This window comes from Pseudomonas sp. S34 (assembly GCF_009866745.1).
Lineage (GTDB): Bacteria > Pseudomonadota > Gammaproteobacteria > Pseudomonadales > Pseudomonadaceae > Aquipseudomonas > Aquipseudomonas jessenii.
In genome coordinates, this window is the sequence record NZ_CP019398.1 from 4,141,591 (window position 1) to 4,161,508 (window position 19,918).

6 protein-coding genes are annotated in these 19,918 nt (G+C 60.4%); 4 read left to right on the forward strand and 2 right to left on the reverse strand.

Features of this window, described 5'->3' with window-relative positions:
• Positions 1-250 precede the first annotated feature (250 nt).
• A complete protein-coding gene (locus PspS34_RS18485) occupies positions 251-2,920 on the forward strand; it encodes an autotransporter outer membrane beta-barrel domain-containing protein (protein ID WP_154861378.1) in 2,670 nt (889 codons plus the stop codon).
• A 455-nt stretch (positions 2,921-3,375) separates the two neighbouring features.
• Here PspS34_RS18485 and PspS34_RS18490 read toward each other — a convergent pair whose 3' ends face one another.
• Positions 3,376-3,951 (reverse strand): hypothetical protein, encoded by a 576-nt coding sequence (locus tag PspS34_RS18490; RefSeq protein WP_159390266.1) that lies wholly within the window; start codon positions 3,949-3,951, stop codon positions 3,376-3,378.
• Between the two features lie 184 nt (positions 3,952-4,135).
• Positions 4,136-14,833, reverse strand: coding sequence for a peroxidase family protein (locus PspS34_RS18495; protein WP_159390267.1), 10,698 nt, complete (start codon positions 14,831-14,833; stop codon positions 4,136-4,138).
• 670 nt (positions 14,834-15,503) lie between these two features.
• Here PspS34_RS18495 and PspS34_RS18500 point away from each other — a divergent pair.
• From PspS34_RS18500 to PspS34_RS18510, 3 genes are read left to right on the forward strand one after another with little or no spacing between them, the layout of a single operon-like run.
• Entirely contained in the window at positions 15,504-17,240 is a 1,737-nt protein-coding gene (locus PspS34_RS18500; RefSeq protein WP_159390268.1) for a type I secretion system permease/ATPase, read from the forward strand.
• Positions 17,241-17,246: 6 nt separating this feature from the next.
• The gene (locus PspS34_RS18505) at positions 17,247-18,587 is read left to right on the forward strand and encodes an HlyD family type I secretion periplasmic adaptor subunit (protein WP_159390269.1); all 1,341 of its coding nucleotides are present in this window, start codon (positions 17,247-17,249) and stop codon (positions 18,585-18,587) included.
• Position 18,588: 1 nt separating this feature from the next.
• On the forward strand, positions 18,589-19,917 hold the full coding sequence (locus PspS34_RS18510; protein ID WP_159390270.1) for a TolC family outer membrane protein: 1,329 nt from the start codon (positions 18,589-18,591) through the stop codon (positions 19,915-19,917).
• Position 19,918: the final 1 nt, after the last annotated feature.

Sequence of the window (19,918 nt, forward strand, 5' to 3'; positions counted from 1 at the left end):
AAAAACAGGAATTGTCTTACTCATACCCAGCAGAGGTATTAAATCGAAGAGCGAAACTCATCCATTTTTCCCAGCTCAGCGTTGTGGATTTTAACTTTCTATTCGCCTGCAACACCCTGCCGAGGTCCTGGGCAATCGACGAAAGGACCACAAGCCCATTTCCTTGTAGATATCGTATTGATGGTCTAGATATAACTACAAAATAAAACCCCCACACAATATCAGAATGACATCAAATAAGAGGGATCTTATGCACCTTGCGCTGCGTGCAGGAAAAAATGGACTTCTTCAAGTGGGGGCGTTGTCGCTTTTAAGTCTGGCAGTACAACAGGCGCAAGCGGCTTGCATACTCACTCCCGGCCCCGGCGTCGATGCGTATGTCTGCGACAGTGGCAGCAGCCCTGTCGGCCTGACCGACCTGCTGGGCAACAACATCCTGACCCTCCCGATTGACGGCACCGGTACCATCAACGGCTACATTGTTACCGGGGCTGGCACCGACCTCGTCGACATGAACTCCGGACGAATCGTCGGCAGCGTCACTCAGAGTGATGGCGCCGATCGCTTCCGTATCAGTGCCGGTGCGGTCACGGGTGCGGTTTCCCAAGGCAATGGCATCGATGACTTTGTGATGAGTGGCGGGCAGATCCAGTCTCTGGCCCAAGGCGACGGCCGCGACACCTTCCTGATGACCGGCGGCACCATCGTCGGCGCCTTTGAAGATGGCGACGTGGCGCAGCAAACCAGCGGCACCATCGGCCGCGTCGACATGAAACTGGACAACAACATCTATGACATGTCCGGCGGCTCGATCCTTGGCAACCTCGTCACCGGATTTGGTACCGACTGGATTATCGTCACCGGGGGTACGATTGGCGGCAATATCAGTGTCAGCGGCGGCGACGACCGCATCACTGTCAGCGGCGGCGTGATAAACGGCGAGATCCGCGCCAGCCTCGGCAACGACACCTTCAACTGGCTCAATGGCGGCCAGATCAAGTCCGCCGTGCTGATGGGTGATGGTAACGATACCGCGCTGCTCAGCGGCCTGACCGAAAGCCTGTTGAGCGCCACCCCATCGATCGACGGCGGCCTGGGCAATGATCAATTGACCTTCGACAACACCACTTCCAATACGGCCTCCCGCTACATCGGTTGGGAAACCGTCAACCTCAACAACAATTCGCACTTCGACTTGGCTGGCGACTTTTTCCTCGGCGACAGCGCCAGTAATACCGGCACGGCTTCCATCGACAACACCAGCGTGCTGGCGGTGACCCAAGGCAGTATCCGACCCTACACCGCCGGCCAGCGGGCGACCCTCATCAACGCCGGCACCATCGACATGACCACCGGCAGCAACAGCGCCGCGGACTCGCTGACGGTGTACGGCAACTACGTCGGCAACAACGGCCAGCTGTGGCTGCAAACCGTGCTCGGCGACGACACTTCCGCCACTGACAAACTGGTGGTCTCCGACGGCACCATCAGCGGCAATACCCAATTGGCGGTGACCAATCTCAGTGGCCTGGGCGGCCTGACGCAAAACAACGGGATCGAAGTGGTGCAGGCGCTCAACGGCGCAGTCAGCACTACCGATGCCTTTGCCCTGAAAGGCTCGGTTTCTGCCGGGGCCTATGAGTACTATCTGTTCAAGGGCGGTGTAACGGCAGGCTCGGAAAACAACTGGTACCTGCGCTCGTCAGTGGCAGCGGTACAACCGCCGGTGGTACCACCGCCGACACCGGTGCCGCAGGTAGTGGTGCCGGTACCACCGATTCCACCGACACCGCCGGTGGTCGCGCCCGATGAACCGCCCGTGGAGCCGCCAACTTCAAGACCCGTTGCTCCGGTCGAACCCACTGCACCTCCGCTCAACCAAATCCCGGCCGAAACCTCTCCGGAACCTGCTGTCAGTACCCCGCCATTACCGACAGCGGTGGCAGGTGCCGATCCTATTCCACTGTACCGCCTGGAGGTGCCCGTGTATTCGGTGGTGGTGCCAGCCGCGCAGTTGATGACTTTGCAAGCGTTGGGCACGTTCCACGACCGCCAGGGCGAACAAAGCCTGTTGAGCGAAACCGGCGCCGTCCCGGCCGGTTGGGGTCGTGCCTATGGCCGCGATTTCAACAAGAGCTGGACCGGCACCGTGTCCCCCAGCTTCGACGGTTCTACCAAGGGCTATCAAGTGGGCCATGACCTGTATGCCTCCGAAACCAGCGGCGGGCAGATCCAACGCTTCGGCCTGTTCGTCGGCCAGAGCCGCTTGCAGGGCGATGTCAAAGGTTTCGCCGAGGGCTTCCAGGACCGTCGTTCGGGGCGGGTCGAACTCGACGGCGACAACTTCGGCGCCTATTGGACCCTCACCGATCCAACCGTGGGCTGGTACGTTGACCTCGTGGCCATGGGCACGCGCCTGGATGGCGATAACAAATCCGACCGTGGGGTGAAGATGGACAGCAAGGGCCATGCATTGGCGTTGTCCGCCGAAGCCGGCTATCCGATTGCAATTTCCGAGCACTGGGTGGTGGAGCCACAGGTCCAGGTGATCAACCAGCAGATCGATATGGACAGCCAGAACGACGGTATTTCCAAGGTCTCGTTCGACTCCCAGGACTACTGGACCGGTCGCCTCGGTGCACGCCTGAAAGGGCGCTACCTGGTACAGAACACGCCCATCGAGCCCTACGTCCGGGCGAACGCCTGGCGCACCTTTGGCGGCAGTGACACCGTGACCTATGATGACGTGGACCGGATCAAGAGTGATCACAAATCGTCCTCTGCCGATCTCGGAGTGGGTGTGGTGGCGCGGTTATCGTCAACGGTCAGCGTGTACCTGGCGGCGGATTACAACACCAATCTGGACACCAATGCCCTGGAAGGCGTGAGTGGCAATGCGGGGGTGAGGGTGAGTTGGTAAGCGAGGCCGCTCGTATGGTTATCACCCCATTACGGCCGTTCTGTAAATAAAGAATGGTGCCCTGCAGTCTGTATGAAAACCGATCAACAAGGGTGATGCTCAACGAAGATGCTCTGTATCGAAAGATAGGGAGCATCTGCATCCAGGAAGGAGTAGCGCCAGCATCGTCAGGAACCCGAACGCAATCAGCAACGGATAAGCCATCAACAGAATCAATAGCTGTTATACATCCCACAACTCGCGCAATAGCGAGCAGCTCTCATCCAGAGCAAACTCCAATTGCGAATTTCACGGTGATCCAGCCACCCTTTCAGGTAGACAGCAACTCAGGATTAACTGAAACAAACAGGATATCAAGCAAGTCAATCAATCGTCAGCGAATGGAACTGCACGGAGTCAAAGTACATCGAATGGCGAACGTCTTGAAACGGCACATCCGCTAATTGTGGTCATGTTCAAAACCCGAAGTAAACAAATGCCATAGCTGCCGCCATACCCCATGCGACCAACGCCATTACCGTTGAATTGTGCGTTGACCAGGATTCGTCCAATCGCTGTAAGCCGAACTTCGAAAAGCCAGCCTCGTCATAACAGCAATGCATGATCGCCCGGTAGGTATATCGCAGGCCGGCCAACAGAAACAGGGTAATCAGACCAAGGACAAGTCCATGCCTGATAGTTGGTTTAACCCATTCCACAAGGTGATCCTGTTCGCAAGCAACGCTGTCGACTTCCACAAGGGTTATTTGCTGAAAGTCCGTCGAAGACCGCTTTTGGCCAATCTGGATCAGCGCCTGTTGCTCCAGATCCAGCGCCTGATACTTCCAGAGCGTTGATGACCCTTCTCGGCAGAACGTAAACGCAGCAGGACTTGAGATGGCGATAATACAAGCGTCGTTGATGTGCAGTTTTTTCAGCGTTTCCGTGGCTGACCTGGTGAAATCCAGGTCGAACACCGGATTAACCCCGGTAGCAGAAGCAGCGATCGAAACCAATAGACTGCTCAAGAGGCAGATGGCTGAAGTGTTCAAGGCCGGGTTTCCTTTTTCATTGTTTCTTTGATTTCGCAGTTCGGTTCCAACCTGCTTTGATGAGTTCCAGTACGCTGCTGGCACCCCGATAGCGGATGGGCAATTGAATGGAAGGAGAAAGGGAGGGCATCCATTGCCCTCCCCTCCGCTGTCCACGCTCCTTGCGACAGTACTGACCAGGACCTCAAGTGGCCAGAATGAAGTCCGTCTGATCAACGGCTGCGCTGTTGACACCGACAAGGTGAATCGTGTCCGCCCCGATCCCTACCACCGTGTCCGCCCCGTTGGCCGTAATGGTCACGTTGGCAGCGAACGTCGCGCTGTTGATCCCCAGCGCCGTGATATTGAGCAAGTCTTGCCCGGCCGGATTGGCCCCGAAGTTCAGGATCGTATCGCTGCCGAAACCCGCAGCAAACGCGAACGTATCGTTGCCGGCGACGCCGCCACTCATCACGTCGTTACCACCACCGCCGGTGAGAACGTCGTTACCTGCACCACCCACGATCGTGTTGACCAGCCCGTTGCCGGTGCCCGCGAAGTTGCTGCTGCCGCCGAAAAACAGATTTTCGACGTCGGCACCCAGGGTGTAGCTCGAGAGCGAGGTCCAGACCGAGTCGCTGCCGGCACCGGCAAGCTCGTTCACCACATCTCCAAGGTCGGTGACTTCGTAGACATCGCTGCCGACACCGCCGGCCATCGTGTCGGCACCTGCGCGACCGATGATAACGTCGTTACCTGCGCCGCCGATGAGGACGTCGTTACCTGCACCTCCCACGATCGCGTTGTCGAGCTCGTTTCCGCTGCCCGCAAAGTTGCCACTGCCGCCGAAAAACAGATTTTCGACGTCGGCACCCAGGGTGTAGCTCGCGAGCGAGGTCCAGACCGTGTCGCTGCCGCCACCGGCGAGCTCGGTCACCACGTCCCCAAGATCGGCGACTTCATAGGTATCGTTGTCGACGCCACCGACCATCGCGTCGGCACCTGCGCCACCGATGATGGTGTCGTTACCTACGCCACCGATGAGGACGTCGTTACCCGCCCCCCCCACGATTATGTTGTCGAGCGCGTTGCCTGTGCCCGCAAAGTTGCCGCTGCCGCCGAAAAACAGATTCTCGACGTTGGCACCCAGGGTGTAGCTCGCGAGCGAGGTCCAGACCGTATCCGTGCCTGCGCCAGCGAGCTCGCTCACCACGTCCCCAAGGTCGGTGACTTCGTAGACATCGTTGCTGGCACCGCCGACCATCGTGTCGGCACCGCCGCCACCGATGAGGACGTCAATACCTGCACTACCCACGAGCGTGTTGTCGAGCGCGTTGCCGATGCCCACAAAGTTGCCGCTGCCGCCGAAAAACAGATTTTCGACGTTGGCACCCAGGGTATAGCTGGCGAGCGAGGTCCAGACCGTGTCGCTGCCGCCACCGACGAGCTCGGTCACCACGTCCCCAAGGTCGGTGACTTCGTAGACATCGTCGCCAACACCGCCAGCCATCGTATCGGCACCACCACCGCCGATGAGAACGTCATTGCCCGCGTCACCATTGAGGATGTCGTTGCCGCCCAGGCCGTTCAGGATGTCGTTGCCATCACCTCCGCTGGCCACGTCGTCGCCTGGCGTGCCGATAAAAATGTCGACACCGGGGGTTCCGACAAACACAACACCGACGCCCACCGGGGCCGTGGCGTCGGACGCAATGCTTTCGGCCACACCGAAGTCATCCACGTAACTGACCACCACGCGCACTTGATCGCCGACTTGAGCCTGACCAAGCGTTAACGTACTAGCGGTGGCTCCGACGATGTCGACGAAGGTGACCCCATTGGTCTCCTGCCACTGGAAGGTGAACTGCGGATTGCTGAGGCCATCGACGTCGACGATGGTCGACGGGTCGGCGGTCAACACCTGGTTCAGAAACGCAAACCCGAGGATGCCCGGCCCAGCGGTCGGTGCGTTGTTCGCCGACGAGTCGACGATCTCCAGCGTACTGCTGCCATCCTGATACACCGCCCGAACGCGCAGGTTCAGACCGGCGACATCGTCCGCCACCAGGTAGGTGGCGCCGGTTACCCGCGATGCCTCGCCGGCGGCGAGAACGGTGATGTCTTCAAAGATGCCCGAACCGGCAATGGTTTCGGCCTGCCAGTAGTAAGACACGGGACCGGTAACCGCGCCGGTCGGATTGGCCGCACTGACGCTGTTCGCGTCGCGTATCGACTGGCTGCTGACGCGCAGCAGCTGGCCGGCGACAGGCGAATCGATACGCGCACCGGTGGTAGCATCGAGGATCGCCAGACGCCCCACAGGAGCGCTGTTCGAGACGGTGCCAACACCGGAGGCCTGCGCCTGGTCAGCGAACTGCAGGCGCTCGATGCCCGTCAGGCGATCGACGCCATCACGCCCTGCAACCAGGTCGGTCACAATGACAGTGTTGCCATCGACAGCGACTGTGTACTCCGACGCATTACCTGAGTACAGCGCGGTGTCGAAGTTGTCAGTGCCGGTCAGAATCTCCCGCACGATGACCAGTTGGCCCGGGTTGTAAGTACCGTTCAACATCGCCTGGACCATCGGTTCCATGCTGTCGAACGTGGCGATTTCCGCGCCGGTGCCATCAGCGTTTGCCCGTACGCTGATGCGCACGTTCAGCCACTTGTCACCGTCGATGATGTCGTCACCACCGCGACCTTCAATGAGGTCGCTGCCGCTACCACCGAGGATGATGTTGCCGCCGTCGAAGAATGTCGCTCCAGCTGGCAGCAGACCCGCCAGACCGTTGATCAGGCTGATGTTCGTCAGCACACTGCCGGTTGCACCCGAGGTGGGTAGCGATGCCGCATCTTCGCTATCACCGCGCAGGTAGTCACCGTGTGACGAACCGGACAGACCTTCCATGATGTCGAAGCGCACCAGCGCCGAAGCTCCTGAACCCGGCATCGGTGGCACATCGAAGAAGCGGTCGGTGTAATCAACGCTCACACCTTGGGCCAGCCCCTTGAAGGTCGCCCAGTCATAGCCCGAGCCGCCGATATAGCGGTCACCGAAGCCGAGACTGCCGACCATGATGTCGTCACCGCCTTCGCCGTTGAACTTATCGTTCTCGCTACCGCCGATGTAGACATCGTGACCGATTACCGGGTCGTTGCCGAGCGGATCGAAGTTGTCGCCAGGCGCACCGTCCGAGGTACCCTTCTCGATCCAGTCGTCGCCTTCGTTACCCATGTCCTGTTCGTTGGCTTTGCTGCCCAGGATAAAGTCGTTGCCCTGGCCACCAATGGCCTCGGAAGCGTCCTCACCGGTAATGATGAAGTCGTTGCCGAACCCACCAATGAGCAGGTTGACGCCGTTGCCTCCGTGCAGTACGTCGTGGCCGTCGCCACCCTGGATGTTATCGTCGCCGCCAGTGTCGGTGATGATGTCGTCGCCGGCACCACCGCGCAACTGGTCGTTGCCGTCACCGCCATCGATGCGATCGTTGCCGCCATCACCCCAGACCGTGTCATCGCCTTCACTGGCGATGAGGATGTCTGCGTTTTCGGTGCCACCCAGCACGATGTGCTCGTCACCTGTGTACTTGATGTAGTTGGTATCCGCCCCCACGGTCAGCGGGTTGTCGCGGAACACCACCTGCTCGCCATTCGGGCCGAGCGGATCGACGGCGAGCAGACCTTCGTTGAACTGCCTGCCCTGGTCCACTTCCAGATAGAACCCCGGATCCGTGAACACCACACCCGGCAAGTGCGTGGCCGAGGTGTTGGCCATGATCAGCTTGGCGAACGAGTTGCTTTCAAGCTCCGCGTTCATCGACAGGCCAGAGGTACGCTCCAGGTAGTAGAAGCGGTCGCCGTCCTGCAGTTTTTCCAGCTGGTTCTCGAACACGAAGTTGAAGGTCGAGCCGAGCATGCCGCCGAACGGGGTTTTCTGTTCGGCAAGGCCGCCAATCCACATATCGATGGCATCGACGCCAGTGATCGTCACGTTCCTCAGGTCGTCGGCAGTACCCAGTACCCCATCGCTACCGGCCAGCGTTACGTTGGCAAAGGCACCGGTGCTGTTGAGGAAGTCCAGGCGGTCAGCCGGCGCCCCCACACCACCGAATACCAGCGCCATAGCTGCAGCGCGTTTGCCTTCCAGCGTTGTCGCCGCCGTGATGGTGTCATGCGTGCCATAGGCCGCGATGAAGTTGATCAACGACTCCGGATGCTTGAGGTGCTGCACCAGGTCGACCCAGCTGTTGTAAGGCTTGAGTTGGGTGTCACCGGTTTGGCTGTAGATGTCGCGGCGGAACGCGTTGAGTGAAGGAATCCCCACGTCGCGGCCACGGGCGATGTTGATCGCCGGCAGGTCGAGCGGCAGGCCGAGCAGGTTATTGCGCAGCGCCTCGGTGACGAACTCGTCGATTTCGTTACCGGCTTGCCGGGTCACCCCACGGATGATCGCACTGGTCGCATCCTCTGGCGACACGCCACTGGCGGCGTACGCCAACGGGTTGAGGAACGCCGCGATCAAGCCCAGTTGCTGATCGGGGTTGGCGCTGCTCGGATCGCCTATCACGTTGAAGTCGATATCGTAGCGATCGACAGTCTCGGTCAGCATCGAGTGACCAAACCGGTACACGGTGTGGGCAAACTCGGCGACGATCGAAGGATCAAGGTCGACGTCATAGACCTGGGTCGGTGCGAAGAACAGGTCGATGTTGGGCTGGATGGTCCGCGCAAACTCCTCGAACACCAGGTGCTGATACTGCATCTCGGTGCCGAACTTGGCAGCCTGGAACAAGCGCTCGCCATTCCACTGCAGCGCATCGAACTCAGCCTGGGTAGTTGGCAACGCGGCCACCGGAGTCAACAGCCACTCGTTGAGGAAGGCCACGTCACCCGAATCGAGCACGGTGTCCTTGGTCTGCGCAACCAGCCGGTTGTGCTCGGAGTGGAAGATCGCATGCACCGCGGTCAGGCCGATGTTTTCGTTGACCCGGCCGTCGCCGGCGATGTAGTGAGCGTCGAGCAGTTCGTTGTCATAGGTCAGGTTGTTGCCGCCCGGGCCAACGGGCTGCGCATTGCCGACAAGGGTGTCGGCATCCGCCTGCAGAACCCCGCCGGTAACGACCGGCACGGCGTTGTGGGCGATGTCGTTGAGGAAGGCATGGCTGGTGCGCACCGCGTTCACGAGGCTTACCGGATTGGCCGGATCGCCTTCGACAAGCGTAGTGACATCATCGGCGGTGCCGGCAATGCCATCCGCCCCATTGTTGACCCGAATGACAACCTGCGGGAAGCCGTTCGGCCCCTTGATGAAGTTGCCATAGGCGTCAGTCGCCAGCAGCGGGCCGCTGTCGATATCGGCGTCGGTCAGATTGATACCCAGCACGTCGCGTGCCTGAGCCTTGACCACCTTCCAGGTTGCCATACCACCGATTTCAACGTCGTCAGCGGTGCCAAACGTGCCATCCGCCCCCAGGTCACGGTTAGTGATCAACCGGCCTGTCGCTACGGGGCCGCTGGCGGTAAGTTCATAACCGCGCAGGAACACCTGATGCGACGGGTGCGAGCTATAGGTCTGGTTCTGGTCCACGAACGGCGAGGTGGTGTTGGTGTGCTCATGGATGTCGTCGGCCGTGCCAAGAACGCCATCCGCCCCTGGCTGGTTGGTCGCGCGGGTCAGAACCATGAAGTTCGTCAGGCTACCTGGGACAAAGAGTGGATCATCCGGCTGAAGCGGAATGAAGACGGTGCCCGAACCACCTTTGGTCACCAGGTCCAGACCATGATCGAAGAACTGCCCGAAGAAGGTCATCCAGGCGTTGAACGGCGCGGACAATCCCGCATCCGACGTGGTGTTCTCAAACAGGTACACATCGCGGTCGTCGCCAGTACCGAACTGTCCATCCAGCCCGGGGCTGGCAACAATCTGTACACCTTCCTTGAGCACATCGTCGTTACCCACCGCGCCGAAGTTGAGCACACCGTCCAGGCCCGGGTCGAATGCCGTGGCATAGGCCGCCGGGTTGTTCGCTGTCTGATCGACGATCAGGTTACTGATGGTGCGCGGCTGCGAGTCGATCACAAGGCCGTTGTTCTGCGCATACGACGTTCCCCCTTCCGCCGGATTGAATACCGGATCGCCCACGCGCGGGAAGAGGTTATCGGCGGCGCCAAACTCGGTGTTGTCAATGCCGTTGAGGTTCATCAGGTTGTTGTTTGACCCGTCGACCGTACGCAGGCCCAGCGGCGCGCGGATGTTCGGGATCAGCGAGAGGATGTCCTGACCGGCCGCATCAGCCTCGGCAATCTTGATCTGATCAAGAATGAAGTTGAGGTCGGAGCGGACCATGTGCAGGCCCGCGCCACCCGCAGTGGCATCGACTACAGGTACCTGCGCCGTTGGCGTAACCGGTGCACCGGCAACAACGGCAGCCGTCGGCGTGGAGAACAGGATCTCCGTGGTGCCGTGACCGTCCTGATAGATCGCCTTGACCCGCAACGACAACCCGGCGAGATCAGGAGAGACCTTGAATGCGGTACCATTGGCGCTTTGGAACGCCAGGTCGCCAGCCGGCAACAGGATGATATCCTCGAATATGCCACTGCCTGGATCGGCCTCGAACTGCCAGATGTAGGACACAGAGGAGTTGGTGATCAACCCCTGCGGATTACCCGCCGCGACGTTGTCGTCATCGCTCACCCCGGCCACGCTGACAGTCAGTAAATCGCCCACGGTGATCGCGCCGCCGTTGCCATCAGAGACAGTCGGACTGCCATCCGGTTGGGCATTCTCCCCCGCCACCAGCACTTGCTGGTTATCGGCGAACTGCAGGCGTTCGATATTCAACAGGGTATCGGTGCCGTCGCGACCCGCTACGCTATCGGCCACTGTCCAGACATCGTCCGTCACATCGTCCGTGCCACGGTCATCGACAGTCACCGCATACTCGGCCTCAAGCCCGGAGAAAATGGCAGTGTCGAAGGCCGCCCCGCCCGTCGAGGTGCCGGGCATGATTTCCCGCACGGCCTTGAGCTGACCAGGGTTGATGGTGCCATCCAGCATCAACGGGATCATATCGACCATGCTGTCGAAGCTGGCGATCTCAGGGCCGGTATGGTTGACGTCAGCCGGATCATAAACGGCAATCCTGACGTTGATCCATTTGTCGCCGTCGATCAGGTCATCGCCACCGCGGCCCTCGATCAGGTCGCTGCCATCGCCACCGAGGATGATGTTGCCAGTGGCAAAGCCGGTGGTCGGCAATCCGGCATCCGCCAGGAACTGGTCCAGTCCGCGGATCAATGCGACATTGGTCAGCGCACTGCCCGTGGTGCCGCCGTGGTTGATGATGGTGTCCGCATCGACATTATCGCCTTTGAGCACATCGCCAAAACTCGAACCGGACAAGCCTTCGACCTCGGCAAAACGGTCGAGAATCGAGGCTGGCGAGGCACCGACCGGATTGAATATGCCGGCATTCTGGCTTGGTGTATTGCCATGGGGCTGCGCCAGCGCGGCCATGGTCAGGTCAGCGGTCACGCCGACCCTGTCGTTCTTGTAGGTCACCCAGTCGAAGCCGGACATGCCTTCCATCTTGTCCTGGGCATCGCTGCCAACGAAGATGTCATCGCCACCCTCGCCGATCATTTCGTCGAAACCGCCACCACCAGTAAAGATGTCGTTGCCGATCACATCGTCATTGAGCAACGGCGAGGCGTTATCGCCAGGTGCACCGTCCTGGGTGCCCTTCTCGATCCAGTCATCACCTTCGCCACCGGTAGCCGGCAGGTTGGTCTTGGCACCGAGGATGAAGTCGTCACCCTGGCCGCCGAAGGAAAGGGAGATGTCTTCAGTGGTGATGATGAAGTCCTGACCGTCGCCACCCAGGATCAGGTTGCCTCCGGCAAGCATGCTGCCAGCCACGATCACATCGTTACCGTCATTGCCTTCCAGACGGTTGTCACCGAACGAATCGCTGATGATGTCATCGCCCGCGCCGCCCAGTACCGCATCGTTACCGGCACCGCCTTCGAGGCGGTCGTTGCCGGCGTCGCCGAAAAGGGTGTCATCGCCCTCACCGGAAATGATGATGTCATTGCCGGCGGTGCCGCCCATGACGATATGGTCTTCACCGGTGTACTGCAGATAATTGGTGTCCGGACCCACGGTGTCGGGGTTGTCGCGAATCACCAGCGACACGACTTCCACGCCGTTGATCATGATACCGCCGGTCGGATCGGCGCGGCCATCCACGCCAAGGCCGGTGAACTGGGCGGTCTGATCCACCTCAAGGGTGAACGTTGGCGTCAGGAACACGGTGTTCGACAGGTGGGTGACATCGGTGTTGAGCATGATCAGCTTGGCAAAGGAGTTGTTTTCCAACTCGGCACCAAAGTTCAGGCCCGCGACACGCGCCAGGTAGTAGAAGCGGTCGCCGTTCTGCAACGCCTCCATCTGGGTTTCAAACACGAAGTTGAACGTCGAACCGAGCATGCCGCCGAACGGCATCTTCTGTTCGGCGAGGCCACCGACCCAGAAGTCGATGTCGTCGACGCCCGTGACCGTCACACCGGTCAGGTCATCTGCAGTACCCAGTACCCCATCCGCGCCGGCCAGCGTTACGTTGGCATAGGCACCGGTGCTGTTGAGGAAGTCCAGGCGGTCAGCCGGCGAACCCGCACCGTTGAATACCAGCGCAAAGGCTGCAGCGCGTTTGTCTGCCAGCGTGGTCGCCGCCGTGATCGTGCTATGCGTGCCATAGGCCGCGATGAAGTTGACCAGCGACTCGGGGTGCTTGAGGCTGTCTGCCAGGTCAGCCCAACTGATGTACGGCTTGAGTTGGCTGTCGCCGGTGGATGCGTAAAACTCGCGACGCGCCTCATTCAAGGTGGGGATGCCCGTGTCGCGACCACGTGCCAGGTTCAGACTCGGCAAATCGAGCGGCAGACCGAGCAGGTTGTTGCGCAACGCTTCGGTGACGAACTCATCGATCTCGTTGCCGACCTGGCGGGTCACACCGCGAATGATCGCCCCTGCCGCCTGGTCCGCAGTCACCCCGCTGCTGGCGAACGCCAGCGGGTTGAGGAAGGCCGCGATCAGACCCAGTTGCGAGTCCGGGTTGGTGGGGTCAGTGAGCAGCGGATTGAACGCGGGGTCGAAGCGATCGACAGTTTCGGTCAACATCGAGTGACCGAAGCGATACACCACGTGGGCGAACTCGGCGAGGATTGCCGGGTTGATCGAGGTGTCATACCCGCTGGGTGCAAGGAATTCGTCGATCTGCGGCTGAATGGTCCGCCCGAACTCTTCGAACACCAGGTGTTGGTACTGCATTTCGGTGCCGAACTTGGCGGCCTGGAACAGGCGTTCGCCATCCCACACCAATGCCGCAATCTCGGCAGGTGTAGTCGGTATCGCGGTCACATCGTCCGCCAGCCACTCATTGAGGAAGGCCAGGTCGCCGGAAGCCAGGATGGTGTCCTTGGATTGCTGGACCAGGCGGTTGTGCTCGGAGTGGAACACATGGTGCACGGCGGTCAAGCCAATGTTCTCGTTCACCCGGCCATCACCGGCAATAAAGTGGGCGTCGAGCAGTTCATTGTCATAGGTCAGGTTGTTGCCGCCAGGGCCAACGGGCTGCGCATTGCCGACAGCGATGTCGGCATCCGCCTGCAGAACCCCGCCGACGACTACTGGCGCGGCATTGTGGGCGATGTCGTCGAGGAAACCATGCCCGGTACTCACGGCACTGGTCAGACTGATGGGAGCAGCCCGGTTGCCTTCGACCAGTTGAGTAACGTCATCAGCCGTCCCGGCGATGCCGTCAGCACCGTTACTGATGCGAATCACCACCTGCGGCATGCCGTTCGGCCCGCGGATGAAGTTGCCGTACGCATCGGTTGCCAGCAATGGCACGTTGTGCACATCGGCGTCGGTCAGGTTGATGCCCAGAATGTCACGGGCCTGGGCCTTGACCACGGCCCAGGTCGCCATGCCGCCATTTTCACCGTCGCCATCATCGGCCGTGCCAAACAGGCCGTCCGGGCCGAGGTCGCGATTGGTAATCAAGCGCCCCGTTGCAACAGGATCGCCCGCCGCGTTGATGACGTACTCGCGCAGGAACACCTGATGCGACGGGTGCGAGGCGTAGGTCTGGCTCTGGTCAACGAACGGCGAGGTGGTATTGGTCTGGCCATCATCGGCCGTGCCGACTACTCCGTCCGCGCCGGCGGTATGCACTGCGCGTGACAGCACCATGAAGTTGGTCGGGCTGCCCGGGACGAACAACGGATCGTCCGCCTGCAGCGGAATGAACACGAAGTCGGTAGTGCTCTTGGTGACCAGGTCGAGACCGTGGTCGAAGAACTGGCCGAAGAAGGTCATCCACGAGTTGAAGCTGGCGGTCAGGCCGACGTCCGGCGACACGTTGGGCATGAAGAACACGTCCTTGTCATCGGCCGTGCCGAACACGCCATCCAGCCCGGGGCTGGTGACTATCTGTACGCCATCCTTGAGTACGTCGTCATTACCCACCGTGCCGAAGTTGAGCACACCGTCCAGGCCCGGGTCGAACGCTGAGGCATAGGCCGCCGGGTTGTTGGCGGTCTGGTCGACGACCAGGTTACTGATAATCCGTGGTTGCGGGTCGATCACCGTCCCTGTTCCGGCGTACTGCGCCGATAGAAAGGAAGGATCGAGCAGGCGTGGGAAGTCAGCGTCCGCGGCGCCAAAATCACTCTGGCCGGTGACCAGGTTGTTGAAGCTGCCATCGACGGTACGCAGGCCGAACGGCACCTGGGTATTGGGAAGCAAATCAATGAGGCTGGTGCCGGCGGCATTCGCCTCGGCGATAAAGATTTGCTTGAGGATGAATTCCAGGTCCGACTTGTTGAAATTGGCCATTTTGGATTGCCCTCGATCTGTCTGGTTAAAGGCGCGGGACGAGAAAATCCTCCCGCGCCAAGTCAAGTGATGGCTTGCGCAGTTTGTTGGTTATGTTTTTTTGCGAGAGCTGGCGTTACCCGGGACCCGGGATTCGCGCCTGGAATTCGCGATATGAATTGCTCGCCGGGCGATCAGGCAGAGCGGATTCGAGCCCTGGGCGGGCCATGGAATCTGGAAGTGAAGGCGAACGTCCTGGACAGCCCCTTCCCTCTGCAAAACAACGAAATGATCGACATGGTTCTGCTCCTCCCGGGAAATCACTGCGCCCTGCGTTGCCAAAACGATGACAGGCTTCAGGCGGGCGGGCCCCCCGATAACTAAGACTAAAGTTCCATAGCAAAACTTTGTCAATATTACGTCGTTAAAACAGACGACTGGTGGCAGGTATCACAACTAGCTGTTTTTTAAGGACATATAGAAAGTTGTGTGCTGGTATAGAGCGAAATGTTATTTCGGAGTGATTCATCGCCACCTACGCTGCTGCATAAGGGAGCAACGCAGCGATTTCGGAAGACTCGCCATCTATAGAGCGACCAGCCTGCGTGTCCATAAGCTGTTTACAGGACTACATTTACTGTTAGCTGTTGCGCTCCAAGGGCAATCGGCTTTTCGCAGTGGGAGGATCAAAATGCCCAAGCAGTCGAGCATCCGTTCAGAACTGGCCGACGCGCTCTTTCGTCTGCGCCGCAGCTTTTATTTGCTGGCAGGGTTCAGCGGCGTCATAAACGTCATGATGTTGACGCCAGCTATTTATATGCTGCAGGTTTACGATCGAGCCCTGGTCAGTCGCAACGTCACGACGCTGACGATGCTGACTGTCCTGGTAGTAGGTCTGTTCTTGCTGATGTCCACGCTGGAAATGGTCCGCACCCGCGTACTGATCCGGGTCGGCAACTGCCTCGACATGGACCTCAACCGACGCATTTTCACCGCTGCTTTCGAGCGCAACCTGAATCGCGCCGGAGGTAATCCGGCCCAGGCCCTGCAAGACCTTGCCCAGGTTCGTCAGTTCGTCACCGGCAACTCCCTGTACGCTTTCTTCGATGCACCGTGGACGCCGATCTACCTGCTGGTCGCCTATCTGATCCACCCAATACTCGGACTGATCACGCTGATCGGCTCACTGATTCTGGTGGCCCTGGCCTGGCTCACCGAGAAGGCGACGCAGAAACCGCTGGCCGAAGCCAATCAGGCCGCCCTCTCCTCCTCCCAGTACGCCAACAACAACCTGCGCAACGCCGAGGTCATCGAGGCCATGGGCATGCTGCCGTCGATCAGCAAGCGCTGGTTCCAAAGCCATTTGCGCATTCTGGAAATGCAGACCCTGGCCTCCGATCGTGCCGCCTTGATCAGCAGCACCGGGCGCTTCGTGCGGATCACTTTGCAGTCGCTGATCCTCGGCGCCGGCGCGCTGCTGGCGATTGAAGGCAAGATCACCCCGGGGATGATGATTGCCTGCTCGATCCTCACCGGTCGCGCACTGGGTCCGGTGGAACAGGTCATCGCGTCGTGGAAGCAATTGCTCGGCTGCCGTTCGGCCTGGGGCCGGCTCAACGAGATGCTGCAAGACTTTCCGCGCCGGCCACCGAGCATGTCGCTGCAGCGGCCAATGGGCATGCTGGCGGTGGAGAATGTGTATGCCGGTGCCCCGGGGACCACCAACACGATTCTGCGCGGTGTGAGCTTCAGCCTTGTCCCCGGCGAAAGCCTTGGCATTATCGGTCCGTCCGCCTCGGGCAAATCCACCCTCGCCCGCCTGCTGGTTGGCGTCTGGCCGACGCAGGCCGGCAAGGTGCGCCTGGACGGCGCGGACATCTTCAACTGGAACAAGGGCGAACTTGGCCCCTGGCTCGGCTACCTGCCACAGGACGTGGAGCTGTTCGAGGGGACCATCGCCGACAACATTGCGCGCTTTGGCGAAGTGGACAGCGAAGCGGTCATCCGCGCCGCCAAGATCACTGGCGTGCACGAGATGATCCTGCGTTTTCCGCAGGGTTATGACACCCGCCTGGGCACCGATGGCAGCCCGCTATCCGGCGGCCAGAAGCAGCGCATCGCCTTGGCCCGCGCGCTGTATGGCGAGCCCAATCTGATCGTGCTGGACGAGCCGAACGCCAACCTCGACGACGTCGGCGAAAAGGCCTTGGTCGATGCTCTGGCCGAACTCAAGGGCCGTGGCGCCACCGTCATTCTGATTTCTCACCGTCCCAACGTACTCTGTGCCGTCGATAAGGTGCTGATGCTGCGCGACGGCGGCGTGCAGATGCTAGGTACGCGCGATGAAGTATTCGCAGCGCTGCGCAAGGCCAGTGTGATCCCTGCAGGCGCATCAACTCCGCTGGCCTCCGTCAAAGCACGGGAGTGACCGATCATGCAAATGAGCCAACATACCGAGATGATTACAGCCGATCCCAGGAGCGTGGTAGACCTGGACGTCGGCAAACCCGCGCGGTGGGGCGTGTGGCTGGTGCTTGCCGGCTTCGGCGGCTTCCTCCTGTGGTCCTGGCTGGCGCCACTGGATGCCGGCGTGGTAGCGACAGGCACGGTCAAGGTCACCAGCAATCGCAAAGCCGTGCAGCATCTGAGCGGCGGTACCGTGGAGGCCATTCTCGTTCGCGAAGGCGATCTGGTGACAAAAGGCCAGGAGGTGGTCCGCCTCGACTCATTGCGTGCCGCTGCCGAACAGGGTGCGGTCAGCGCCCAGTACATCGTCAGCAAGACGGTGGAAAACCGTCTGGAAGCGGAACGTGACGGCCGCGACGTGGTGAACTTCGATCCCGAACTGCTCAAGCGCTTCAAGGGTGACCATCGCCTGGAAGCCGCCATGGACCTGCAACAGCGCCTGCTCGATACCCGGCGCGCCGGTCTCGCTGGCGAAATCAGCATCCTGCAGGAAAACCTGGCGGCGTCGGCAGTACAACTCAAGGGCCTGCAGCAGGTCTATGGCGCCCGCGCCTCGCAGATCAGCTTCCTCAACCAGGAACTGCAAGGCACCCGCGTACTGGCGGCCGAAGGCTATGTGCCACGCAACCGCCTGCTTGAGCTGGAGCGCAGCAACGCCGACCTCTCCGCCGGCCAGGCCGAGAACCTCAACAACATCGCCCGCGTGCGTAGCCAGACCACCGAAATCAAGCTGCGCATCCTGCAGCGCCAGCACGATTACCTGAAGGAAGTCGAGTCGCAGCTGACGGAAACCGCCAAGGAAAACACCACCCTGGCCGACCGCTTGCGCGCCCTCGACTACGAAGTTACCCACACGGTGATTCGTTCGCCGATCGACGGCATGGTCCAGGCCCTGAGCATCGCCACCGTCGGCGGGATCATTCAGCCCGGCTTCAAGATCATGGAAATCGTTCCGCTCAACGAACCGTTGCAGGTCGACGCGATGATTCCCGTGCAGGCCATCGACAAGATGTTCCCCGGCCTGCCCGTGGACATTTCCTTCCCGGCCTTCAACCATGCCCAGACGCCAAACATCCCCGGCCGCGTGATGACCATTTCCGCCGACCGCCTGATGGACGAGGAAAGCAAGGAGCCGTTCTATCTGGCCCAGGTGGAAGTCACCCCCGATGGCATGAGCCTGCTTGGCACCAATCACATTCGCCCTGGCATGCCCGCCAGCGTCACCATCAAGACCGGCGAACGCAATATGTTGAGCTATCTTCTTAAACCAATGCTCGAACGTGTGGACAGCTCATTCAAGGAACAATGAAATGGACCGTCATTGCCTGCTCTTCTGCCTGCTGGGGTTGGCCTTGCCGGCCGACGCAATGGACCTCAAGCAAGCCTGGGATCTGTTGCAGTTCCAGGGCCCTATCTATCAGGCCGCCGTGCATGAAAAAAAGGCCGGCGGGGAAAACCGCGCTATCGGCAAGGCCGGCCTGCTACCGCAGATCAATGCCTCGGCCTACGACAACAAGGTCAATGGCACACAACGCCAGAGCGGTATCGAAAGGGATCTCGACTACGACTCCAAGGGCGCAAACCTGCGCCTGCGCCAACCACTGTTCAACAAACAGAAAATGGCCGAATACCGCCAGGGTCAGCAGCGTGCCGACTATAGCAACGCGGTATTCGATGCCAAGAGCCAGGACGCCGCGGTGCGCCTGGCCGAAAGCTATTTCGATGTGCTCCTGGCCAGCGAAACCATCACCCTGGCCAAGTCCAAGCTGAACGCCTTCGACGAACAACTCGCCTCGGCGAAACGGCGCATGGAACTGGGGGCCGGCACCGTCACCGACATCGACGAGTCGGCCGCCCGTCGCGACCTCGCCGAAGCGGAACTGATCGAAGCGCAAGACAACCTGGTCAACGCGCGCCGCAAGCTCGAGGAATACATCGGTGAAACCCCCGAATCGCTGACCACCTTGCGTCCGAGCTTCGATACACCACCGCTACAGCCGAGCAACCTGCAGGATTGGCTGGTCAAAGCCCAGACCGATAGCCCGCTGCTCCATGCGCGCCGCTATAGCCGCGAACTCGCCGAAGAGGAAGTGAAGCGCGCCAGGGCCGGCCACTGGCCAACCCTGGATTTCGTTGCCGGCTACACCGCGGGTGAGAGCCAATCACTCTCCGAGCTGAATCAACGCAACCGCTACAGTTCGGTCGGACTGGAAGTCAATTTCCCGCTGTTCAGCGGTGGCGGCGTCAGCGCACTGACACGCCAGGCCAGTGCCAATAGCGACAAGGCCTCGGATGAACTGGACGCCGCACGACAGGAAGTCATCACTGGAACCACCCGTGAGTATCAAGGCATCCTGAGCGGCGCCAAACGCATTCGCGCGCTGGAGAAGGCCGTAGCGTCCAACGAACGCTCACTGGCATCGTCACGCAAGGGTTTCAAGGAGGGCGGCACCAGCACCAACTCGGACGTTCTCAATGCCGAAGAACTGCTCTTCGTCGCACGCCACGATCTGTTCGATGCCAAGTTGCGTTATTTGATGTCGCGCCTGCGCCTGGCCTCTTCGGTGGGCAGCCTGGGCGACGACGATATCGACCAGATCAACGACTACCTCGGCCCGGAACTGCTGGTCACCAACTGAC

Coding starts and splice junctions, on each gene's coding strand:
- PspS34_RS18485 (WP_154861378.1), top strand. CDS start 251: ATGCACCTTGCGCTGCGTGCAGGAAAAAATGGACTTCTTCAAGTGGGG.
- PspS34_RS18500 (WP_159390268.1), top strand. CDS start 15,504: ATGCCCAAGCAGTCGAGCATCCGTTCAGAACTGGCCGACGCGCTCTTT.
- PspS34_RS18510 (WP_159390270.1), top strand. CDS start 18,589: ATGGACCGTCATTGCCTGCTCTTCTGCCTGCTGGGGTTGGCCTTGCCG.
- PspS34_RS18505 (WP_159390269.1), top strand. CDS start 17,247: ATGCAAATGAGCCAACATACCGAGATGATTACAGCCGATCCCAGGAGC.
- PspS34_RS18495 (WP_159390267.1), bottom strand. CDS start 14,833: ATGGCCAATTTCAACAAGTCGGACCTGGAATTCATCCTCAAGCAAATC.